23 protein-coding genes and 3 pseudogenes are annotated in these 23,339 nt (G+C 39.9%); 10 read left to right on the top strand and 16 right to left on the bottom strand.

Annotation, left to right across the window (positions count from 1 at the left end; translation table 11 throughout):
• Positions 1-2: 2 nt before the first annotated feature.
• The gene (locus FDF36_RS17830) at positions 3-878 is read left to right on the top strand and encodes a helix-turn-helix domain-containing protein (RefSeq protein ID WP_220392263.1); all 876 of its coding nucleotides are present in this window, start codon (positions 3-5) and stop codon (positions 876-878) included.
• Positions 879-1,005: 127 nt separating this feature from the next.
• Here FDF36_RS17830 and FDF36_RS17825 read toward each other — a convergent pair whose 3' ends face one another.
• Together FDF36_RS17825 and FDF36_RS17820 are read right to left on the bottom strand one after the other, a co-directional pair.
• Positions 1,006-1,656 carry a DUF1349 domain-containing protein gene (locus FDF36_RS17825; RefSeq protein WP_032580576.1) on the bottom strand — a complete coding sequence of 217 codons (651 nt, stop codon included), beginning with the start codon at positions 1,654-1,656 and terminating at the stop codon, positions 1,006-1,008.
• Between the two features lie 24 nt (positions 1,657-1,680).
• A complete protein-coding gene (locus tag FDF36_RS17820; RefSeq protein ID WP_005782098.1) occupies positions 1,681-2,268 on the bottom strand; it encodes a sugar O-acetyltransferase in 588 nt (195 codons plus the stop codon).
• Between the two features lie 8 nt (positions 2,269-2,276).
• Between FDF36_RS17820 and FDF36_RS17815 the strand changes: the two genes are divergently transcribed.
• Entirely contained in the window at positions 2,277-3,113 is an 837-nt protein-coding gene (locus FDF36_RS17815) for a response regulator transcription factor (protein WP_220392262.1), read from the top strand.
• Positions 3,114-3,171: 58 nt separating this feature from the next.
• On the opposite strand, the gene FDF36_RS17810 is transcribed toward FDF36_RS17815, so the two are convergent.
• Together FDF36_RS17810 and FDF36_RS17805 are read right to left on the bottom strand one after the other, a co-directional pair.
• The gene (locus tag FDF36_RS17810) at positions 3,172-3,690 is read right to left on the bottom strand and encodes a methylated-DNA--[protein]-cysteine S-methyltransferase (RefSeq protein WP_005782093.1); all 519 of its coding nucleotides are present in this window, start codon (positions 3,688-3,690) and stop codon (positions 3,172-3,174) included.
• A gap of 343 nt (positions 3,691-4,033) precedes the next feature.
• The gene (locus tag FDF36_RS17805) at positions 4,034-4,387 is read right to left on the bottom strand and encodes a cupin domain-containing protein (RefSeq protein ID WP_005782089.1); all 354 of its coding nucleotides are present in this window, start codon (positions 4,385-4,387) and stop codon (positions 4,034-4,036) included.
• Positions 4,388-4,755: 368 nt separating this feature from the next.
• On the opposite strand from FDF36_RS17805, the gene FDF36_RS17800 reads away from it, so the two are divergent.
• Positions 4,756-5,652, top strand: a complete 897-nt coding sequence (locus tag FDF36_RS17800; protein ID WP_220392261.1) for a helix-turn-helix domain-containing protein — start codon at positions 4,756-4,758, stop codon at positions 5,650-5,652.
• Positions 5,653-5,824: 172 nt separating this feature from the next.
• Here FDF36_RS17800 and FDF36_RS17795 read toward each other — a convergent pair whose 3' ends face one another.
• Together FDF36_RS17795 and FDF36_RS17790 are read right to left on the bottom strand one after the other, a co-directional pair.
• Positions 5,825-7,585: a 1-deoxy-D-xylulose-5-phosphate synthase gene (locus FDF36_RS17795; protein ID WP_220392260.1), complete on the bottom strand. Its 1,761-nt coding sequence runs from the start codon at positions 7,583-7,585 to the stop codon at positions 5,825-5,827.
• Positions 7,586-7,605: 20 nt separating this feature from the next.
• Positions 7,606-8,091 (bottom strand): flavodoxin, encoded by a 486-nt coding sequence (locus tag FDF36_RS17790; protein ID WP_220392259.1) that lies wholly within the window; start codon positions 8,089-8,091, stop codon positions 7,606-7,608.
• Between the two features lie 152 nt (positions 8,092-8,243).
• Here FDF36_RS17790 and FDF36_RS17785 point away from each other — a divergent pair.
• The 5 genes and pseudogenes from FDF36_RS17785 to FDF36_RS17765 all read left to right on the top strand — a co-directional run.
• A pseudogene (locus tag FDF36_RS17785) lies at positions 8,244-8,558 on the top strand (site-specific integrase); the annotation flags it as partial.
• Between the two features lie 15 nt (positions 8,559-8,573).
• Positions 8,574-9,103 (top strand): annotated as a pseudogene (locus FDF36_RS17780) (DUF6043 family protein).
• Positions 9,104-9,733: 630 nt separating this feature from the next.
• Entirely contained in the window at positions 9,734-10,948 is a 1,215-nt protein-coding gene (locus FDF36_RS17775; RefSeq protein WP_220392324.1) for a hypothetical protein, read from the top strand.
• A gap of 4 nt (positions 10,949-10,952) precedes the next feature.
• Entirely contained in the window at positions 10,953-11,408 is a 456-nt protein-coding gene (locus FDF36_RS17770; RefSeq protein WP_005822232.1) for a hypothetical protein, read from the top strand.
• Between the two features lie 48 nt (positions 11,409-11,456).
• A complete protein-coding gene (locus tag FDF36_RS17765) occupies positions 11,457-11,987 on the top strand; it encodes a GNAT family N-acetyltransferase (RefSeq protein WP_005782068.1) in 531 nt (176 codons plus the stop codon).
• Positions 11,988-12,089: 102 nt separating this feature from the next.
• Here the strand turns inward: FDF36_RS17765 and FDF36_RS17760 are convergent, their stop codons facing one another.
• Complete coding sequence (locus FDF36_RS17760; protein ID WP_220392258.1) at positions 12,090-12,899, bottom strand: Fic family protein; 810 nt, start codon at positions 12,897-12,899, stop codon at positions 12,090-12,092.
• 434 nt (positions 12,900-13,333) lie between these two features.
• On the opposite strand from FDF36_RS17760, the gene FDF36_RS17755 reads away from it, so the two are divergent.
• Together FDF36_RS17755 and FDF36_RS17750 are read left to right on the top strand one after the other, a co-directional pair.
• The gene (locus tag FDF36_RS17755; RefSeq protein WP_220392257.1) at positions 13,334-14,557 is read left to right on the top strand and encodes a site-specific integrase; all 1,224 of its coding nucleotides are present in this window, start codon (positions 13,334-13,336) and stop codon (positions 14,555-14,557) included.
• Positions 14,558-14,582: 25 nt separating this feature from the next.
• The gene (locus FDF36_RS17750; protein ID WP_220392256.1) at positions 14,583-15,686 is read left to right on the top strand and encodes a PDDEXK nuclease domain-containing protein; all 1,104 of its coding nucleotides are present in this window, start codon (positions 14,583-14,585) and stop codon (positions 15,684-15,686) included.
• 168 nt (positions 15,687-15,854) lie between these two features.
• Here FDF36_RS17750 and FDF36_RS17745 read toward each other — a convergent pair whose 3' ends face one another.
• The 9 genes and pseudogenes from FDF36_RS17745 to FDF36_RS17705 all read right to left on the bottom strand — a co-directional run bounded on the left by FDF36_RS17745 (position 15,855) and on the right by FDF36_RS17705 (position 23,260).
• On the bottom strand, positions 15,855-16,139 hold the full coding sequence (locus tag FDF36_RS17745; protein WP_032589092.1) for a hypothetical protein: 285 nt from the start codon (positions 16,137-16,139) through the stop codon (positions 15,855-15,857).
• Between the two features lie 35 nt (positions 16,140-16,174).
• On the bottom strand, positions 16,175-17,002 hold the full coding sequence (locus tag FDF36_RS17740) for an RES domain-containing protein (protein ID WP_032589094.1): 828 nt from the start codon (positions 17,000-17,002) through the stop codon (positions 16,175-16,177).
• A gap of 1 nt (position 17,003) precedes the next feature.
• Positions 17,004-18,104 carry a retropepsin-like aspartic protease family protein gene (locus FDF36_RS17735; protein WP_259281474.1) on the bottom strand — a complete coding sequence of 367 codons (1,101 nt, stop codon included), beginning with the start codon at positions 18,102-18,104 and terminating at the stop codon, positions 17,004-17,006.
• A 521-nt stretch (positions 18,105-18,625) separates the two neighbouring features.
• On the bottom strand, positions 18,626-19,345 hold the full coding sequence (locus FDF36_RS17730; protein ID WP_220392255.1) for a hypothetical protein: 720 nt from the start codon (positions 19,343-19,345) through the stop codon (positions 18,626-18,628).
• Between the two features lie 4 nt (positions 19,346-19,349).
• Positions 19,350-20,271 (bottom strand): annotated as a pseudogene (locus FDF36_RS17725) (relaxase/mobilization nuclease domain-containing protein).
• On the bottom strand, positions 20,237-20,617 hold the full coding sequence (locus FDF36_RS17720) for a MobC family plasmid mobilization relaxosome protein (RefSeq protein ID WP_220392254.1): 381 nt from the start codon (positions 20,615-20,617) through the stop codon (positions 20,237-20,239). Before FDF36_RS17720 ends, FDF36_RS17725 begins: the two are co-directional and overlap by 35 nt.
• 147 nt (positions 20,618-20,764) lie before the next feature.
• Complete coding sequence (locus tag FDF36_RS17715) at positions 20,765-21,730, bottom strand: toprim domain-containing protein (protein ID WP_220392253.1); 966 nt, start codon at positions 21,728-21,730, stop codon at positions 20,765-20,767.
• Between the two features lie 163 nt (positions 21,731-21,893).
• Positions 21,894-22,967 (bottom strand): AAA family ATPase, encoded by a 1,074-nt coding sequence (locus FDF36_RS17710; RefSeq protein ID WP_220392252.1) that lies wholly within the window; start codon positions 22,965-22,967, stop codon positions 21,894-21,896.
• 5 nt (positions 22,968-22,972) lie between these two features.
• Positions 22,973-23,260, bottom strand: coding sequence for a helix-turn-helix domain-containing protein (locus FDF36_RS17705; protein ID WP_004310673.1), 288 nt, complete (start codon positions 23,258-23,260; stop codon positions 22,973-22,975).
• Positions 23,261-23,339: the final 79 nt, after the last annotated feature.

The following is a 23,339-nucleotide window of genomic DNA, read 5'->3' as shown; positions in this document are numbered from 1 at the left end:
CTATGGAAAACCATTCTACACAACAACACTCTATTTGGAGTTTATTAGATAATATTGTAGAGAATCTCAAAAACAAGCGCCTGGCGGACGTTTTTCGTTTTATATCATTCCACCCTTCAGAGACGTATGGGGCTCATAAACATCAACGCATTGAGATTAACTACGTTAAGAAAGGAAGTTGTATTCTCCATCTGGACAATGAAAGCGTAACTTTCCGTGAAGGAGAAACTATGATTATCACTTCAAATGTCAACCATCTATTCGAGGCAGGTCCAAAAGGAACGATCCTAATGCAACTGGAGTTTCTGCCGGATATATTTTCACTTTTCAACTTGAATGCCAGCATGGAAACGAATGATTTCGCCCATACTTCTGTTTCTTTGTTTTCGGAGAAAAACAAATTAATTAAAATAGCAAACAACATCCGCATCGTACGTACGGTACAACGCATTATTAACGAACTGGAAGTAAAGAGTCCGCATTACCAGTATCTGGTAGTAATGTATTATGCCGAATTACTGATTCTTATTCATCGCTATATGGATGAAGCTTACCTGCCAGTCTGCACAAACGATTCTTTGAGAAAAGCCATTGCATATATCCGTCTGAATTACTATTCGAACATCAATGTTAAAAATGTTGCCGAGCATATCGGTATCAGTGAAAGGCAACTTAGACGCATGTTCTCCCAGAATTTAGATCTGGCTCCATTAGACTACCTGAACCAGACACGGGTCAATAAAGCCATTGAGTTGTTACGAAATACAGATATGTCAATAAAAGAAGTATGTTTCCAGTGTGGATTTCAGTCACCACAATACTTTTCACGTGTGTTTAAACAAAAAACGAAAATCTCTCCTTGCGAGATGACAAAATAAGATTTTTTCTATTATACTCAATGAAAAAGGCTACAAACTCCAGATATCATTGGTTATAGCAAACCTTTATACTTGAGATTGTAGCCCTTACATTAAATATATAAAAAAATCAGATCATATTCCAAGCTTACTCCATACTCTTCTTCAGCCATTCCACTCTGCGCTGGTCCGGCAGATGCTTTACCTGGAAGTATTCAAACTTAGCGTTGAATCCACTACCATCGGGACAAGCTGCCATCAGTCCAACCTTCACAGGAATATGATCCTGCAACCAGGCATTACGCATCAGCGTGTAAGTTTTATCATCAAATGAATAGAAAATCTCTACTGCATCCAGCCGCCTGACAGCCTTTATCCAGATATAAGGTACCGTTTTATCTAACGTTATCACACTCCAGTCACTCGTTTTATGAGTGACAACGGTACTCAAATTAAATTTTCCATCAACAAACTCAATACCCGCTTTAATGTAATTTTCATGATCGATACGGAGCATCAGGCCGGCCTGATCGAAACGTTCTTTATACTCTCCGACAACCTTGACTTTCGCTTCAAATTCACCGCCATAAGTAGCATAATAGAAAGGTGCGTCATCTACTGTAAAACCGTAGTGAGAAATACGCCAGTAATCACTTTGCGGAGTAACGGACATAGACAATACGTTATTTTTTATCTCCCATTGTTCCGGTTCGTTGAACCATTGCATTTTTTCCAGTGTCTGCCCAAACATCATTTGTGCCATCAGGCCCATAAGCAGGCTTAAACATACTTTTTTCATTGCTACCTTTTGATTATGTTTATTCTATAATAAATATTTTGTTTTATCTTCTTCCGTAATTTCCCGAATCACGCGACAAGGATTACCCGCAGCAATCACATTGGCAGGAATATCTCTATTTACTACACTTCCCGCACCTATCACTGTATTGTCACCAATCGTCACGCCCGGTAATACGCACACTTGTGCCCCAATCCACACATTATTTCCGACACGAATGGGACGGGCATATTCCAACCCTCGATTTCTCTGCTCCACATCCAAAGGATGACCTGCAGTATAGAAGCCACAGGATGGAGCGATAAAGACATTATCACCGAACGTTACTTTAGCCTCATCCAGAATGACACAGTTCATATTGGCATAGAAATTTTCACCAATCTCAATGTTATAGCCATAGTCACAATAAAAAGGCTGTTCCAACAGAAAACGTTCTTTCGTCTTGCAAAACAACCGACGGATAATGGCCTCCCGTTCAGCTATCTGCGAGGGAGGTAAATGATTTAAGGTATAACACAGCTCTTTGCAAGACTGACGTTCGGCTATCAATTCTGTATCATAATTAGCATCGTAAAGCCTGCCTGTACCCATTTTTTCTTTTTCACTTTCCATAAATAACTATGTTTTATGATTACCTTTGCAAAGGTAAAAGCTTGTATCTAAGTACACAATGCTTATTAATAACCATTTCTTTTCCCGATATGGACATTGTTGACAAACTGAACAAAGAGTTCCTGACTCAGCCCTTCTGCAAAGATGAACAGCTGCCGGAAGAACTGAATGAATACAAACGAATCGCATACAACTATGCACGAATAGAAAATTCAATTGCCGTTCTAAGTGATATGCATACCAATATCAGCTATATCTATTATGGAGGAACAGCTGAGACATTGGGCATAGCCCGAAAAGGAGACAATCAAAATCTTGAATCAATCTGGGAAAAAGAAGTCTTTAAATATATCCATCCGGATGACTTGGCGGAAAAGTATGTACAGGAACTCCGTTTCTACCATTTCCTGAAACAGATTCCACACAAAAAACGTGCAGATTACTTTCTTATGAGCAAACTCCGTATGCGTGATCCTTCCGGGAAATATGTCCCTATCCTACACAGGATGTTCTATGTAGCCACTCACTCAAACGACAGTATGTGGCTGGCTCTGTGTCTTTACAATTTGTCGGTCGATCCTACAATGAGTTGCAGAGTGATCAACTCGACAAACGGACAGGTCATAGAACTGGAAAAGCAAGATTGTAGCAGATTGCTATCCGATAGGGAAAAGACAATATTACAGTTGATCGATATGGGAAAAACAAGTCATGAGATCGCCCGGGAACTGTTTATAAGCAAAAATACCGTCAGCCGACACCGACAAAATATATTGGAAAAGCTTCAGGTAAAGAACTCCATTGAAGCTTGCAGAATTGCCAAAGAGCTTAAGTTACTCTTCTAATCAATTTTTCGACTACCTTTCATTAATAATACGGTCAGTCGTTTATAAGCCTGAACAGTTAGAATAACCTGTCGGAGGACTCCAGGTCAAGCAAGATCTTCTTAGCAGGCAGCCCACCGCCATACCCTACTAATTTACGGTCACTGCCGATCACACGATGACAAGGAACAAGTATCGAAATAGGGTTCGCTCCGTTGGCGGAAGCTATGGCACGGATAGCTTTAGGATTCCCCAGCTTTTGAGACAACCCTGCATAAGACATTGTTTTTCCATAAGAAATATTCAGCAGTTCGTTCCAAACAGTTTTCTGAAAATCAGTACCTACAAGAAGCAAAGGAATATCAAATGTAGTTCTTTGTCCGGCAAAATATTCATCCAGTTGACCGATCGTTCGTGTGATTACCTCAGATATGCCCTCCTTATAAGAAGCTTGCAACTCTTTTTGTATTCTTCTGTCGATGATGATCCTGCGTTCTTCTATCTTCCAATCACATAAGCAAAGTTTTTCCCGGTATGCCCCCAGTATCAGTTCTCCGCATGGCGATTGATAATATTGTATCTGAATAACATTTTCCATATTTTTCCTTTCTGTTTAATGAGAAATTAATGATCACCTATACATACCATATACTCGCAATCTATACCCTACACAGCAAATGTACAGAATTTCCGGATGAAACCAGCCGGAGAGTTACTAAATTTCTTGTTTTTACCTAAAGATTTTATCACAGCTAAAAACGTTAATATCCGAATTTTCTCTACTGCCATAGACTTCCATTATATCCAATCCCTACAGTTGCTCACGTTTCGGAGCTATATCCCGTAAAAATATCTAAAAAGGCTGAAGTGCACCCCAAAAGTTTTTTGTCCAACTTTTAGGGTGCACTTCAGCCTTTTACCGGTTTTATCAACTATTCTTTTTATTGTACGACTCCATCAGTCATGGTATAACCCTCCAAGGAGCCTGCTTTCACCTGAATACAAATAAAACCGATAGGACTGTCAGATGCAGCAGAAATCTGACGTTTTCCATCCGGAGCAATACGGAGCCAATCCCCAGCCTGCAATTCTATCTTTTCGCCATCAATGGTGATAAAGCCCTTCCCCGAAAGGATGCCGTAAATTTCTTCATTCTGTTTATGTGAATGAACAAAAGGGACTCCGGCACCGGCCGGAAGATGATTGATAGATACTTCGGCACCCGTCAGGGCAAGACTGTCATGCAACTCTACACGTGCATCTTGTGCTACGCTCATTTTTTGATAATTCTTCATAACTCCTTTATTTATTAATCAATAATAGTATTAAAAAGATCTCCTTTTCTGTGTTTGAGATGATACAAAGGTAAGTAGTTTATAATCATCTAACAATAAGGAACTTCTATGTCAGTCACTTACCTCTGTGTTACTAATATTGTTTATTAAGTTGTTCAGAAAAGCAGATTTAACCCTCATTAACAGAAAAGACTCCAAAAGCAATCTATCGTAACATTCCACTTTTATCCCAATGATAGCAAATTGTGGCAAGACATACCTCTTCTTACACAAATTACAGATATCATAACCTTGATTACGGATATAAGTGACAAGGAAGAACAATATTGGCCGGAACATCCTATCTTCGCAAGAAATAAGTGACTCCTATGAAAGAAAGAATATTAAATATAGAAACCGTCCATCAATGCAACTGCTGCCTGGGCTGCAAAACACTCCATCCGCTGGTAAGTGTAATCAACCTGTCAAAGACCAATCTGGAGCAGCAAATTATTAAATTTGATTTTTATACCATCCTGATGATGGAAGGGGAGATCGATGATGTTTTATATGGCCGCAAGTACTATGATTATTCCAATGCATCATTGGTATTCCTCACACCGGGAGAATCTATCAAAATAAACAAAAGTAAAGCGCTTCCCTCAAAAGGGTGGCTGCTGGCATTTCATCCGGACTTGATTTCTCAAACCTCTTTGGGAGAACATATAAAAGATTACTCCTTCTTTTTTTACAATCCGGAGGAGGCACTCCACCTTTCTCAACGGGAAAAGGCCAAGGCTGTAGAATGCATATGCAACATCGAAGAGGAACTTTGTCATGCGATAGACTGCCACAGCAAAACACTGATTTCACGGTACATAGAATTGTTATTAGATCATTGCAACCGTTTCTACGAGCGTCAGTTTATCACACGTTGCGAAGCTAACAAAAAGATTATAAAGAAAACAGATGTATTGTTGAAAGATTATATTCTATCCGGAAAATCAAAATGCAATACATCGCCTTCATTGGGATACTGTGCAAAAAGACTTCAACTGTCATCTCATTATTTCAACGACCTGCTACAATTTGAAAGTGGAAAAAATATCGATGAATATTTCGAGTCAAAACGTTTGGAAATGGCTAAAAGCATGCTGCTCGACTCTAATAATACGGTAAGTGTAGTTACGGAAAAACTTGGATACCCCAATATACGATACTTTAGCCGTTTATTTAAGAGAATTACCGGAGTAGTTCCGAATAATTACAGACTCTCACAGAATTAGAAACTTTTTCTGATAATAATGGAGGAACTACATCACGTAACTCCTCCATTGTTTCTACGACAACAGCCTATGCTGGATATAAAGCCAGCGTCGCACCCAAATTCTTTTTCATAATATCTCTTTTATTCTGAGTTTTCCTCCTTTTTACTTATTCCACAGATTGTGAGTGTTCTCACATAACGTTCTCTCTGCATACGGATTCTATATCCCCTATTATTTGCTCTACAGATATTCCATTCTCTCTCATCAGTTCTTCAGGCCGAAAATCTGTGGGGAATGATTTCTTTATTCCATAATTTTTAACCTTCATATCCGATAAGCCATAGAAACTTGCAATTGTTTGCCCGAATCCTCCTTCCACTATGCCGTCTTCAAGAGTAAGCACAAGTTTATGATCCGCTTTTAAGCATTCCAGCAGCTCTTCATCAATACCTGTGATAAATTTAGGATTTATCAGTGTTACATCATTACCTGTCAGGATTTTATATTTATCGGCAATTTGTACGCCCAGTTCAAAGAAATCTCCAAGTGCAATAATCGCAACACCTGAACCTTTTCGTACAACCTGATATTTATTTAGTAAAGAGTAATCCGTGGTATCCTCAATTCCCGTCTCAGGCATCATCATTGGAATTCTGATAGCAATGGGATGCGCCTTCTGTGTAGTGGCATACTTAAACATGGCAAGATACTCCTCCTTGCTCGTCGGAGCAAGATATACCAGATTGGGTATATGTGAAATCATCGGAATATCATAGATCCCCAAATGAGTATTACTATTCATCCCATATACTGAAGCCATAAACACCATGATTACAGCCGGATTATTATTTAAACACAAGTCTGACGAAAGTTGGTCATACGTTCTCTGCAAGAACGGACTGAAAACTCCAAAAATCGGTGTTCCTCCATTCCTGGCAATACCACTTGCCATTGCAACAGCATGTTCTTCCGCAATACCTACATCTACAAACTGTTTGCCGGCACGCTTCCGATACTCTTCCGTAAATCCTATTACAGACGGTGTTCCCGCAGTAATTGCAACTACATCCGACCTCTTTTCAATCAAGTCTAAAACAGACTCCCTGACAGTTTCATTCACCGGCCATCCGGGTCCTTTGGGAGAACCATCTTCGATGTGAAAAGGACCTCCTGCATGCCAGTATTCTTTATTTTCTTCTGCATATTTCAATCCCTTACCTTTGATCGTATGGATATGCAATACTACTGCACAGTCTATATCTTTGACTGACGTAAATAATTTTATGAGTGCTGACACGTCATGCCCATCTCCAAGGTAATAATACTCCAGCCCCATAGCCTTAAAAATATTATCAGGACTCTCCCCATTCGTGTCTCTAAGCTCTTTCAATCCTTTATAAAGTCCTCCATGATTTTCAGCAATGGATTGATCATTGTCATTGACTATAATAATCATGTTAGACCGAAGCATTGCCGCATTGCTGAGTCCTTCCAAAGCCTCTCCCCCACTCAACGAACCGTCACCGATTACAGCGATAATATTTTCTTTACCACCTGTGAGATCACGTCCTTTTGCAAGTCCCATTGCCAGTGAAACAGATGTTGAGGTGTGTCCTATCGTAAAGAAATCATGCTCGCTTTCATCCGGATTAGTATATCCGGTGACATCATCATATTTAGCCGGGTCAAGAAATGCAGTCATTCTTCCGGTAAGCATTTTATGAACATAACTCTGATGAGATACGTCAAAAACGATTTTATCAATGGGAGAGTTAAAAACATAATGCAGTGCAATTGTAGTTTCCACCATACCAAGATTCGGGCCGATATGACCACCGTGTTCACTTAATTTCCTGATTAACGCAGTTCTTACTTCCTCAGCCAGCACACTTAGTTGTTCAACTGACAATTCTTTTATATCTTTCGGTGAACTAATATTTTCTATATACATTTTTTATACCTCCATTTAATTTACAATCTAATCTTTTCAAACCATTCCGTAACCAAATCACTCGTTATCCGTCCATTTAAAAGTTTTCCATCTTTCCACACGATATCCGGATATGCTTTATGAAGATTCTTTTCACAATTTCCTATGCCGCTGCCTCCCGATGTAGCGAACGGAACAACTATTTTACCGGCAAAGTCATAACTTTCCAAAAATGTATTAATTATAGTAGGGGCAATATACCACCAGACCGGAAAGCCTACAAACAGAACTTCGTACTCTTCCGGATGAAACAACGTACCGGAAATGGCAGGACGCGAGAGAGCATCTCTCATCTCCACCGAACTACGGCTTTTCTTATCATTCCAGTCCAAGTCAGCCTCCGTATAAGGAATCTCCGGCTTAATTTCATACAGATCTGCTCCAGTAATTGCAGCCAATTTCTCTGCCGCAGCTTTAGTTACACCGCTACATGAAAAGTACGCCACTAAAATCTTTCTGTCATTCATAACTCTTTTTCCTTGATCTAATTCTAATAACATTTATTACTCTACATTCACTATGCAAAAGTATGCCGTTACAACAAAATCTACCGTATACAAATTACGGATAAGTGTAACACGATTACGGATTTTGCAAGATATCCGGACGGAGCTTGAACAACAGACCTTTCGACAAATTCCCGATAGAAGAATGTACATACGGTACACCTCATTACATAACACTTGAAGAAAAGGACAGAATTATCAATGCCGACCTATCAGCCACTCCGCAACTGGCAATACAGAGGAATATATTTATATTCCAAACACTGATAGGCTGTCGAGTGAGCGACCTATACCGCATGACCAAACTAAATGTGGTTAATGAAGCCATAGAATACATTCCCAAGAAAACAAAAGAAGGGAATCCGGTTACAGTACGTGTCCCCCTTAATGACAAGGCAAAAGAAATCCTTGAACGTTACAAAGAACATAGGCTTGTTTCCTGCATGGTCAAGTTCATTATAAGAAAAAGCATTGCCAATGGAATGAGAACCAAAGAGGACTGGCAAATTTTCAGGAAGACACAGAAAGCCATAGAGGAAAATACTCTTGTGGAATGGGCTATAGAAGAAGATGAAGATACGGATGAGGAAGAAACAGATACATTATCAGAAGAACAGCCAAAGATCGCAGGGCGCAGAGCCGACCCACGCACGCTACCCGAACTTCTGATAGAAAGGCATGACATTCTAATTGAAAAAATTGGCACACGGTTGAAAACCCATGCCACAGAAACAGATATAGCACGGTTGTTTATCGCATTAGTGGAATACCGTTTTATGCGGAAGTGTCCCATCAAGACTTTCAGAAATGCCTGTACAACCAGTTTAATAAACAAGAAATCGTTCATGAAAGAGGTATTCAGAAAGCATACAAAAATCTCATTTCGCCACTTGGAAACGGCAAAAAGTTGATAAAAGACGTTGACGAAGACCATGATGCCATCGAAGAATTGAAAGCCTATTTATCCGATTAAAATTCGTTTAATTCGCTTTTGGATTTCACAAATTTAGCTAACTGAATATCATTATTTTACGATTGATTTTCATTATATATTTGCGCCACTATCCTAATCGGGGTAGTGGCTTTTCGTTTATAATACTGCCAGAACGAGAAGCCTTACAACCGGCAGTTTTAAGAAGCCTATGACAGACTTATTGGCAATTATCCAAAACGGAAACGGCAACATCAATCTGTAAATCAATGACGAGGATATGGCAGCAATGCAGACTTTGGCTTACGACAGTCTGCGGAAGAACCTAGAAAAAGTAGAGGATTCAAGTTATAATTCCGTTCTATATAATACAAAATATCAATTAAATAGCTAATTTTGTATTCGGATAAAGGTAACTCTTTCCAAGACATTAGAGAAAAGAAGAAACGTTATGTTTATCTTGTAGGTGAAAATGTAAGAAATTTTCAGACTGATGTAAGAGATAGCATAGTGGTTCTCACGCATATAGCGTGGACCGTTATTGTTACATCTGCATCAAAGGTTTCCTACAACCTTCACTTAGACGTGGCATAGGTGGCTCACGTTCTTTCATTATAAATTTAATAACCCAATAGAGCCATAGGGATTATTACGAATATGAATAAATTGCTTATGCCATTTATGACGCTTGTTTGCTTGCTTTTTACGGCTTGCAACAAGGATGATATTTTACCCGGTGGACCGATGCTCTGGACGTATAAGATTCTGACACCGGAAAGTGTAGAGTATGAAGGTGGCACCGTAGGTTGGATACCTAAAGAATGTTTCAAGGCAAACGGTAATGAGGGATATATCGTGATGACTTGCGAGAATTTCGATGTGCTCAATCCTATTTCGGGCGGTTCTTACACATACGATTGTGGATGGGCAACGCTCAAGGTGGAAGCCAATCAGTTGAAGATTCATTTTCCCCGTCAGGTTGCGGAAGCCCCGGATGCATACGAGGAGATTACAATCTCGACAAATGATGGAAAGAGAACAGCAAGTACAATTATCTGTTTGTCTAGAACCTTTAAGGACGAAGGGCAACCCGATCCAGAGCCGGAACCTCTGCCCGAAGAAGCCAAATTCAAGATGAAAAAGGCATACTTCACTCCGTTTATGCACCTTGACACCCAATTCCCGGCACCGCTCGATCTGGTGACGTTCAGAATCACGGATATAAACGACAATTACACCCCGCTGGGCTTTCCTGAGTTTACACAATATTACGACTCTATTGTTTGGAGTGCCGAGGGTTTCCCTCATACGTTCAGAGTCTATGAAAGCAATACAACGGAGGGAGGGACGGAAACACATCTTGCTACGGAATGGAGTTCGCACTTCTTCAAAAGCGGTACCATCAAAAATTACCTGAAAGGCTATCGCAAAGGAAAGGTTGAATATGAGACCTCGCTCGCTGTGAGACTGTACGAACGTGATTTCTTGGGGATTGAATGGGGGACAATCGTGTTGCAGAGTCCACAGAACCTTACAACCTATTGCCTGCTGGACACAGATTATGAGTATCAGGTGTATGACATCGTGGCAAAGGATTATAACCCCTTTTCTAAAATAATCCCGGTGAACCATAAGCAACTCTCGGATTCAGACTTCCCGGCAGCAGCGCAAAAAGCCATCAAAACACTGATGGAGAATAACATTGGTGAAGGGCAAAATGCTGGTGGAAAAGAGAACCTGTTCAAATGCCTGCCCGAAGAGGATGTGAAAGCTGAATTGTATTGGGAAAACAAGACTACCCGTATACTGATGTTGCATCAACTCTCCACTGACCCCGATGACCTGACACAAGAGAAGTATTATCTACACGTTGAACCTAAACAATAAAAAAATGAATAAAGTAATAGTCACATTCCTCCTTTTAATTGGTATAGTAGCATCATCTTGTACAACCTCTAAAAGTGTAATATCACAAAAGGCGGACTTGTCGAGGTATGAATATGCCTCAATTATCAACAACAACACTTATCATATTCCGGCTCAACTGATGGAATATGAAATACAACTATTTGATGCCATAGAGAGTTCCCGTCTTAAACTTGTCAATGATATACGTATTGGCGAACTTTCTCCGAATCAACAATCAAAGTTGCTTATGGTAAAATATGGAGTAGATATTTTAGAAGAAGAATCTGTCGTAACTGTAAATTTCATAGATTATCTCACTGGTCGCCCGATAGCTTCATGCCGTGGCGCATATACAACCTTAGGATTCAGCGCATCAGCAGACATTAGAGGTGCTATAAAACGTGTTGCTAAACAAATAGCAGAAACATTTCCTAAGTAATTTATTTCATACAGCGAATTTATAATGGTAAATGAATTGAATAAAGAAATGGATGTGGATAAATACAAAATAAGAAGTTGGTCTAAAGACGATTTTTCCACTTTAGCTAAATATCTTAATAATAAAAAGATATGGGATAATTGCCGTGATAGCCTACCATATCCTTATTCTGAAAACGATGCGCAACAATTCATCCTGTCCGTTTCAATTCAAAACGAACAAAATAATTATTGTATCGAAGTAAATCAGGAAGCGGCTGGTAATATAAGTTTTGCTCGTGGTATAGATGTAGAGCGCTACAATGCAGAATTAGGTTATTGGCTTGCTGAACCATATTGGGGTAAAGGGATTATGACCCAAATGTTAGCACTGGCTATTAGCTGCTATTTTCATCATACAGATGTGATGCGCATTTGTGCAAATGTTTATGCTGGCAACATAGCATCGATGAGAGTATTAGAAAAAATAGGTTTTCGTAAATGTGGCATACATCGTAATGCCTGTTTCAAGAATGGAGTATTTACAGATTGCCATTATTTTGAATTGCTAAAAGAGGAATTTAGGAATTTGGTTAAATAGTACAAAAACACCCGGCTTTACATTATTGGGTATAAAACTGGGTGCTTATTTGCAAATTATTAATTTTCAGCGTTTATTACGGAAAGATAGGCTCTCAGACCTCTAAAACATAACACTGAACCCTCTCTTTTGTGAAGCATTGAAACGTTCAATCTCCAAAGAGAGGGATTTCTTTAATTGCCTTGCCATAAAGTCCAAGAAAACCTGATTGGTTTCTTCATCCTGACATTGGCGTAGGGAAAGAATATATTCTTCTCTATCCTCTTTAAATATCTTCGTCGGGAAAAGGTGATAGCAAAATTGGATGTAGTTCATCAGCAACCGAGCCATTCTGCCATTACCATCCACCCACGGATGTATGGTTACTAAATTCAGGTGAGCATTGAAACTCAGTTCATATTGTTCCCGAAGTGTCCCCACTGTCTTCTGCTTCGCTTGCAGTATAGCGCAAAGTTCATCTACCTTAGCAGGAACTTTCAGATAGTTCATATAAGAATGTCCACCGACACCAGTCGTAACACCACATAGACGAAAATCCCCTTTCGAAGAATCGAAAGAACCGCCCATTACACTGTGTACACTGCCTGTAGTGCGCATCAGTGTTGCATTCAACCTTTGTAGCAAGGCAGGAGTTATCTGTACAAGGCTACTGGATTCGGTTTTGGCAAGTTCATACGCTTGCTTCAAATCCTCATTCATCAGATGATGCACAAGCGGTTTCCCTTTCGCTGTTACTCCCTCGTCGAAAAGAAGCTGCGTATCAAGTTCCGTAAGTGTTGAGCCTTCAATGGCTGTGGAATGGGTAATAAGAGAATACAGGTAGTACTTATCATAGTCCACCGCTTCATTGATACCAAGTTTCTGAAACTTTTGGTATAACTGTTCTATCTCTTGCCAAACGCCTTGTTCCATTGCTTTTTATTTAATAGGCTTTATTCTTTTCAAAGGTAGTGTATTTACTATGTTCAGCCAAAGAAAAACATTCATTTAATATCGTATTTTTTGCACGTGTGGGGAAAATGTGAGGAAAATTCAGATAAAAGAAAAAGCTAAGTAATTGACTATTCAATACTTAGCTTTTTTCTTCGTACCCAGACCCGGTACAAGCCATAGAAATCATAGGAAAATAAGAGAATTTATTTTCCTTATTATCAGCTATTTGTATATTTCCCATTTTCTCTATTTTTGCCATATTTTGCCCATTTTCCGTTATTCAGTACACTTTTAGTACACTTTGAAATATCATTTTCTTTTGTACCTTTGCAATATCAGAAAACAAAAGAAAATCAACTATTTAGCATAATCACCCGGTTATGGTACCTAAATCGGGATAAAACCTCTAAACAATGGCAAAGTTAGAAAATAAAACGAAAGAAAACCCCAAGTTAGAGCAAAATAAGCTCTCAGATGGTAGAATTAGCCTTTACTTAGAGTATTATTTAGGTAGAGAGGAAAAGCCCGTATTAGATGAAAACGGCAATCAAGTGTACTATGATAGTGGAAAGATGCAAGGTAAGCCCAAGTTTGCAGTAAAGCACAACAGGCGAAAAGAAAACCTTAGTCTGTATCTGATAGATAAGCCCCGTACCCCTGCGGAACGCCAGCAGAACAAAGAAACGTTGGAGCTTGCCACAAAGATACGTGCAGAGCGTGAGCAGGAATTTAAAGAAAGTATGTTGGGCTATCGGTTAAAAAAAGATAGAACGGTCAATTTCTTAGACTATTTCCAAGCCTATATCAACAGTTATACCAAGAAAGATATTCGCATGGTACAAATTGCGCTTAGCCGTTTTAAGGACTTCTTAAAAGAGCAATACCCCATGAATGAGTTTAGTATCAAACCGGAACTTATCACCAAAGAAATGATGGAGCAGTTTGTAGCCTATCTGCAATCCCGAAGTGTGGGTGAGGGTGCTAAAAGCATTTACCAGCGTTTCAAGAAAGTTATTCGATATGCGATTGACCACGATGTAATGTTGAAAGACCCATGCAAAAGTGTTACCTGCAAAGTGGATAGCCAAATGCTTCGGAAAGATGTTCTTTCTCCCGAAGAAATCCAAAAGCTGGCGGCTTGCCATTATGACAACGAGAACCCGAATGTCAGACGGGCTTTTATCTTCTGCTTATACAGTGGTTTGCGTTTCTGTGATGTAAAAGACCTTACCTATAAGAATGTGGATTACGCTAATCGGTTATTGAAGTTTGAGCAAAGCAAGACAAAGGGACATTCTACCAGTAGTGGTGTGGTTATTCCTCTGAATGACGGTCTATTGTCTATCATTGGTGAAGCCCCGGCAGATAAAAACTGTTTAATATTCGATTTGCCTACTTACGAAAGCTGCTGTAAGTCAGTAAAGCGTTGGGTAAAGAGAGCCGGGATAGACAAACATATAAGCTGGCATTGTGCCCGGCATTCGTTTGCCGTGAACATTCTGAACAATGGGGCTAATATCAAAACTGTAGCCAGCCTTTTAGGGCATAGCGGATTGAAGCATACGGAGAAGTACACCCGTGCAGTGGATAAATTGAAAGAGGAAGCAATAAACAGCTTGCCCGAACTAAAGTTTTAACCATAAAAGACTTATCTTTGTAACTATGAACTTTGAAGCATTAGTAAAACATATCAGCACGATACAGAACACGTTGCAGGCACAAGCCGCACACGCTGTAAACCTTGCCCTCACTTCCCGTAACTGGCTTATGGGTTACTATATCGTAGAATTTGAGCAGAACGGAGAAGACCGTGCCGCCTACGGTGAACAACTGTTGAAGAAGTTGGAACAACGACTGAAAACAAAAGGTCTGAATGAACGTAGATTCAGGGAATTTAGACGGTTGTATCTTGTTTATCCACAACTAAAAGAGCCTATCACACAACACATTGCTTCACAAATTCAAATTCGGCGGTCACCAACCGCCGAATCTGAAAATGGCGTTTGGAAACTATCAACAGAATACCCACAAACCGAAACATGGATGATTCCAGCTGATAGATTATTCAACAGATTATCTTCCACCCATTTAAACACTATATCGGGAATTGAGAACCCGGTAAAACGTGCTTTCTATGAAATGGAAACCATTCGTGGCTGCTGGTCTGTAAAGGAGTTGGAGCGACAAATCGCATCTTTATATTACGAACGTAGCGGACTATCCAAAAACAAAGAAGCCCTCTCCGCTTTAGTCCAGCAACAAGCAACCTTATTACAACCTAAAGATGTTATCAACACCCCTGTTACTTTGGAGTTCTTAGGATTGAATGAACGTGCATTGGTGACAGAAACTGATTTGGAACAAGCCATTCTTGACAACTTGCAACGCTTCCTATTGGAAATGGGACATGGCTTCTGCTTTGAAGCCCGGCAAAAACGCATCTTGATTGATGAAGATTATTTCTTTGCCGACCTTGTGTTCTATCACCGTATTTTGAAATGTCATGTTATTGTGGAATTGAAGATAGACAAGTTTCGCCATGAATATGCTTCACAGTTAAATATGTATCTTAACTATTTTAAAGCAGAAATGATGCAGCCGGATGATAATCCGCCTATCGGCATTTTGCTCTGCACCGAAAAGGGAGATACATTAGTTAAGTATGCCACTGCCGGATTAGACCCGAATATTTTTGTACAGAAATACATGATAGAACTTCCAAGTGAGGAAGAGTTAAAGAAATTCATTTCCTCCTCAAACTATTAAAGACTAAAAATGTTAAAAAACAAAACTAGCGAAAAGAGGAAATCGATCTCTCTTTTCGCTAGTAAATATGGAGATCTTTGAAAATAAGTTTAGTACATTTTGGCTATATAGACAAAAGCATAAACCAAACCAAATTCTACAATCTTTAATTTATATTCCTTTTTTAATTTACCAACTATCTACTGGTAACATATATCCAAAAGGAAAAACAGAATGTGTTCCCATTTTTGTTGTTACTTGATTATAGCCATTTATTTGATGAATATTCACATCTACTGTATTGTCTATGCTTACAGAACCTGAAACATCTGCTTTTATGGTATTTGCTACATTTGCATCCACTTCGTTCACAACCCGAACTTTTTGAATATTAGGTATTAACCCTAAATTTTGAAAAACAAGTGTCCAAACGCCTATAGCAATCGCACTTAAAATTAATTTTAATGTCTTCATCCTATATAATATTATATTAATTAACCATCACACTATTACCACAGAATATTATCTCCATCAAAACGACAAGTAGAATATTGTTTTATTATGATTGGATATTTTGTTATATCACTTTCATCAAAAACAACTTTATATTCCGACACTTCTTCCAACTGTAAACTATTATCTTCAAATAATTGTGGTGATAAAGCGTAATTAAATCCTTTGTATAAATAACGAATACTAGGATAAATAATACCTTTGATTTCTGTCTTATGAAGTATTTGATTAGAATATCGTGCTGTTATATAATAATCCATATCACTTGAAATTTCTTTAGCAAATTGCTCTGCTATAAATTTAGTTTTCAAGTACCATGTTCTGTACATTTTTTTAGGCAATATTGCTTTTCGTTTTGATCTACACCTTTCATAATACAAACTTAAATCAGTTCCTGCACTTTGAGCCAAAGAACTACTATTGATAATTTGAACTGAGATTTTTTTTTGAATTTTCCATTTAGATACAGTCAATTCAAAAGTCCGTTTATTTGTCGCTTTTAATTTATCATGACAAGCTTCTATTAATGCAATATCATAATCACAAGCATAATATGCAACAGCCTGCCCTTTAAGATTTGCCCTAGAAATATATTGAGGATTTGGATTGAATGCAATTCTACTTATTTTCTCATAATGAGAATCTGGATTATTTATTACAGCTCTATAAACATAATTAGTTGAAGTTGGTTCTAAATCAAATACCTCAAAAGGAATTCTATTAAGTATTTTTATTTGATTAAAATATCCTTTTTTATACTTAGAAAAGTCCAAAGTACTTAGCCGCTTCAAAACTTTAGCCAAATATTTATTACTCTTTTTCATACTATCTGATAATTGTTAATGTAGAATTATTATAATCTATTTGTATTTTTCCCAATTTACTTAATGCACTTTGTCCTAATAAAAGAGGTGCATTATCATTGTTTATAATTGAGGCATTAACATTACATAAGACTAAGCCACTAATTTCAATTTTCTTCAGTTTAACAATAGTTCCCACAGCTATATTTCCATCAGCTGTTTGAAATGATGCTTGCCCAATAATATCATCAGTAGATAAATATCCATTACTTAACATAAATGCAGCTTCCTTTTTAGATAATGTAACAGAAGAAGCCCCAGTATCAAAGATAAAATTAAGGGGCAAACCATTAACTTTACAAGCTATTAAATATGTCTCTCCTGCCATTTTCTTCATTTGAATAACTTTACGCCCTTTTTCATTATTAGTACCTCCTGAATTAATAGATAAGCTTGTAGTTTTTACGTAATTCTTATATATCAGCTCAACCTTAAAAGAATGCTTCTTGTTTTCTATATTAGAAGACGCTTTTATAGGAATATTTACATCTGTTTCTGTATAAGATGAAATTTTATCCACATTTACAACCTGATCATAATATAAATTATCAGATCTAGCACCTATTTCTGTTAAAAGTACTTTGATACCATACGCATCATTTGTAGAATTATTCTTTATACGTACTTTTATACAACCAGTTTCATTTTTATCAAGTTGATGATTTGAATTAGGTTCAGTGAAACTTACTGCAATTAAAGTAATTTCTGCATTATCTAATGGATGTACAGGTGTAGGAGCTATTTTTTGTTCTTTTATCGCTGCTTGAATAGCCAAAAAGCCATTGATTAAACGATCAGTTAAAGTTACATTGCCCGTTTCCAAAGACCAATATGATAACATTTCCTTTTTAGGAGTCCCATATACTCTTCCATCTTCCCAATATGAATTTTCTAGATAATCTATTCCTGTTTTCGAATAAATCGACAATTTACGTGCATCAGAAAAATATCGTTCAAATTGACATTTCTGAACATCAAAAGATACAGAACATTTCCTTAATACACTTCCCGGTTTTATCTCATAATAAATATTTAGCTTTGTACCATTTATTGCTACTTTCATATTCTTTACTGACGTAAAAGAGTTTCCATAATTGAGCGCTTTAAAACTAGAATATGAATTAAATAAAGAATTCATATCTGTAATATTTGTTTGTACTTGTGCGTTTGCAACTAGAGTAACCACAAAAAAAATTAAAAACAACACGTACTTCATAAGCATTCTCATATTTTCTATCAGTATATACCTCAAAAATAATAAAGCGTGGAACATTCCCTACGCTTCTGAGGCTTTGGCGAGCCTGTACTGCAAATAAGGAAAGCCCACGCTATAGCGCAGGCGTTCACTTAAATTCATTGCAGTACTTAAAATCGCCAAATTTCAGAAGCAAGAATAAAAGCTAACGCTTTAATATATAACATTTATAGACTTCAAAAACTCAAAGTCTATGCAAAAATAAGAATTTTTGGATTTAAATTCGTAATAAATGATTTTTTTCTTTTCGCCCTAAATATTTTTCTAAGTTAGACTAAATATAACCAGCCGAAGCAATGAATGTTATTCATCGCTCCGGTTTTGTACGCTTATGGTTTACTTAGCTTATCAACTTCCTTTCTCAACTGTTCAGCTTGTTCATTGAGTAGCCTTGCACGTTCCAGTGCTTCCGCCTGCTTTTGGCTGCGGTATTCAAAATCTATCACTGAATCGGTCAGACTTCGGATAAAACCGTTATCCCGTTGCCACTTGAACTTGTTTTCCAGCATATCAAAAGTTTCCCCGTCTGCCTGTCCTTGCATCAGCAAATAGCGGTATTTCATATCGTTGTCCTGCAACTGCTGCATACGTTCAGCCAAACGGACATTCAAGAATATGGAAACGGAACAGATAACCAGCACTGCCGAAAAAAGGAACAATCCCGGACGAATCCAAGAAGCGACTTTGTTGTAAATCCGTTGATAGAGCGGTAAGGGCGTAGCTTCCTCTTTATCCGTCTTGCAAGAGCCCAAAGCATCAATCATTACCTTGAAACAACGATAGGTTTCCAATACTATTTTCTTAGTGTCCTCGATATGTTTCTGCTGACTTTGCATCCTGTTCCTTATTTCGTCAAGCTGGCTTCGGATAGCCTGCAAATCCTTTTCGGGAATAGCCGGGTTACTGTGCAGTTCCGACAATGCCTGTTCGATTGCGTTCAGCCTTTCGAGAGTTTCCTCCCGACTGGCTGGCGTTACCTGTGCTTCCTGCTTCTCTTTCAGTTCAGTAACCATTGAGAGAAGCCCCTCTAAAATCAAATTTTCCTCCATACGCTTATAACTTTAGTTGTTTTTTCTTCTTCTTCTTTCTCAAAAAGGAATCATCGGGCATTTCATCAGCCGGGGCTGACAAACCGGAAAACAGACTACCTAAACCTGTTATAAAAGAATTATCCGCTTTGTCGGGTGCTGATACTGGTTTCTGAACAGGTGCGGTAACCGTCTGCTTATTGCTTCCGACTGTCGTTTGCCCTACATCCCCAAAACTTTTATCCAGTTTGGAGAAACTGAAATTGCGGTCTATCTCCGAACCCTTGAACGTGTATTCGCCTTTGGAAAAGGAAACGCCTTGTATCTCGTTTGCCTGTCCCTTGTACTTGAACCGGATAGTAATACCCTTTTCCGCTAACCGCTCCTGTAACTGCTGCCAGTTTCGGGATTTCCCGATTTCATTCTTTACAGCGTGGTAAATCTCGTATTTCGATTTGTCCGGCTCTTTCAAGCGGTGCTGCTTCACCTGTTCTTTTCCACCAGCAAAATAAAGCCCGTGTTTGGCTTTCAGCTTCTTGCATACCTGCTCGTTGCGATACATATCGTTCCTGTCCGAAATGGTCTTGCCGTTGTTGTCAATACGGTTGAATACGATATGCACATGTGGGTGTTCCCGGTCTTGATGGCGCACGATGATATACTGCGTATCGGTGATTTTCATTTCACGCATGTACTCTTGCGCAAGCTGTATCATTTTCTCGTCCGTCAATTTGGGTGCATCCACTGCCGAATAGCTTAGCGCAATATGTCCGACTGGCTTTTTTAAGTCGGGATTCATCCCGGTCTGCATACAGAAGCTGCGGATTATATCTCCCCGGCTTTCTGTCAGTACCCCCGTCCGCATGGAGCAAAGCCGCCTGCTCCTTGCCCAGCACATAGTTCACACAACCCTTAAACCCGCTTCCCTTTTTTATTTTTCCAATCATCCGACAACTGGTTTATAATTTCGACAATCCTGTTTTTGAGTTTCACCAGTTCCACCACCAGTGCGAAACCTCCGGCATTCGCCCGGTGCGCCAACTGGTTGATGTTGTTGGCTTCCCCTGCCAGTTTGCGAATGGTGTCCGCATCCTGCCTGTTCAGCCGGGGTATGACCTCTGCCGAAACAACCGCCTGCCGGACATACTCACTGACACGCAACCCGGCTTCCCCGGCTCGCTTCCTGATGGCGTAATACTGCAACTCGGTCAGTTTCGTGCTGACTACCCGTTGCTGCTTCTCTATCCGTTTCTTTGCCGGACGTCCCCCCGGCTTATCCTTTATATTCGTCATAGGTTTTTACATTTAAATGGTATCTTAAAAATTGCGACCAACGGGAGAAATTTTCTTTGCTGTCAAGCAAAGCAAGGTAGTTTCGGTTTACCGAAACATAACCTTGCTCTCCAATTTAAACCGCCTGCCGCTGGTAATCCTGCCGGACTAAATGCCCCTGCCCCTTTTCTGTCTTGGGGCGGCATGTTGTCCGGTTTCCTGCTTTATCTCCTGCGCTTGGCTGATGCTGTTCTTCTGTTCCTGCTTCCTGCCGCACAGATAATCGTTCAAGTCCGAATACCCCCTGTAATTGTCCGAGAAGTCACGCACACGGTAGGAGTATTCCAATTCGATAGCCCGTGTCGCTTCATATCCTGCCTTGTCATTGTCAAGCATACAGTGGATGCGTTCATACGGGTACAGCACGTCAATGGCTTTCGGCACATTGACAGTAGAGTTGAGTATGACATAATCCTGCCTGTCAAGGTCAGGCATGGTCGGGCAGTTCTTCATCCGGAGCGTGAGGAAAGAAAGATAGTCCATAAAACCCTCGAATACCAAACACTTCTCTCTCGGCTCTCCCTGCTGCCGTATATGGGTGATGTCTTTCGGGGCGATGCAGCCCTTAAAAAAGGAATTGCGAACCTCGTAACCTCCTGCCATGTTCGGGAAACCGATAGCAAAGAACGGTCTGCCGTTATTGGTAAAATGGAGTTCCTTACATTCTCTTTTTGCCAGTTCGACATTGATACCCCGTCCCTGCAAGTAACGGAGCAATGCCGGATGGGTAAGGTCACGGACTTCCAAATGTTGGAAACTCGGTTCTGCCCTACGCTGGGGAAAAGAAAAACTGACCGGGCGGACGTGCGGTGTCTGTTCCGCTATCCGGTTTAAAAGGTATGGCAGGCTGTCGGAGCAATAGAGTTCCTTTGCCAGTGCAATGATGCTGCCGCCCTTGCCTGCGCCAAAGTCATACCAAAGGTTGCGGTCAGTGTTCACCTTGAAAGACGGTTCGTGTTCCTCCCTTAACGGTGATTTATACCATAAGCCGTTGCCCTGCTGCTTGACAGGAGAATAGCCTAAACTGTGCAGATAGTCTGCGATGGGTATTTGTTTCACATCTTCGATATTCATAACATTTTCTTTTTTGGGGATTAAAAAATAGTTGAAAAGTGCGCCAGTCCTGTTTAGTCCGTTATATATATACCCGTACCATACTAAACCTGCCTGTTCCGATACAGAGAAATAGTAAGTCCATTCCTCTTGTATATACACCCGGACTAAACCAAACTGATTTTTAATAATGGAAATCGGGATTATAGCGGTAGCCCTTGCCCTCTTTCACAATCATGCGCTTGTTCACAAGAAACTTGTTAAGCGACACAAGAACATTGCGTCCACGCTCGTAACCGATACTCGCATAACCCTGTTTCAATGCCGCTATGACATTGGAATAGCCCTGTACCACCTGCTTGCCGAAACCGTTCTCCAACGCTTCCCGGTGTTGCTGTTCAGTCAGTTCCGTAAGCGGAAAATTCCTGTCCTGCTTAGGTTGTTGGAATACATAATCATCCACGATTTCGGGTAAAGCGTTGTCATTGATACGGAATGCGAACGGGTCAAATTCCCGGTCACGTATGTGCATCGCCTTTACCTCGCTTATGTTGCCGTCCTGCTGGCTTTTCGTGATTTGCAGGACGGTTTCAGCCTTGTTGTTCAGTTCCGTACCGATATGTCCCCTTGTGTTGTCATCCCCCTTGTTCAAATGCAGCACGGTATGGATATGCAGGTTATATCCGCTTGACCAGCGCATCAAGAGGTTGATTAGGTCGGTTGATTCGCTGGGGCTGTTGATGTCGTACATCAAGTCACGGATTCCGTCAATGATGAGCAACCCCACATCGGGCATATTTTCAAGCATATAGCCGATAATCTGTTTCCGCTTGTCGGGTGTCTGCTCCCTTAGCACGATAAAAACAAAATCGTCCCTGTCCTTGTCGGTAGGCAGTCCGGCAAGCCGCAAAATACGCTCCATGACCTTGTGGCAATGGTATTTGCTCTGCTCGGTATCTACATAGAGGATTTTCCGCTTGTTCGGTGGCAGGTATGCCGAATACTTCAGTACCTCGTCATTCTTCAACGCTGCCGCAACGATAGCGGAAATGTTGAATGTCTTTTTGCTCTTGGCTTTACCCGTGGATGCGCTGAAATTACCCAGCGTGCCAATGGTAGAGCCGTTCACCCAGAGCATTTCGGGCGGCACTTCGTAAGTGTCCGTTACCTTTAGATGAATGGTTTTCCAAAGGGCTGCGAAATCCTCTTTCTGCATGGTAACACCCTGCCCGGCTTCTGTCGCTTTTCTATTTTCCATAGCCGTTATTTCTTTAGAGGACGATTAAGGATATACTTCTGCGCTTCCTGCTCTATCTGCGCCTGCGTCTTGACCGGGTTCTGACGTAACCATGCTTCCAATTCCGCTTTCTCAAAATAAAGCATTTTGCCCTGCGGCTTGTAATGGGGTATCAAGTTACCCGAAGTCAACTTGTACAGGTAACTTTTTGAAAGGTTCAAGAACTTACTCGCTTCATCGAAGCTAAGCACGTTCTTTGAAAGGAACAACATCTTTTCGAGTTCGGAAACTCTTAACTCTAAATCTCTTTCCATATTGTTTAGGAATTTAGGTGAAACAATATGAAGGTGCGCACCCTCGTTTTTTTGTTAACGGGGGCAAAGTTAAGAGCTT

Source organism: Bacteroides fragilis (assembly GCF_019583405.1).
Lineage (GTDB): Bacteria > Bacteroidota > Bacteroidia > Bacteroidales > Bacteroidaceae > Bacteroides > Bacteroides fragilis_B.
This window is presented reverse-complemented; position numbering and strand designations above follow the sequence as displayed.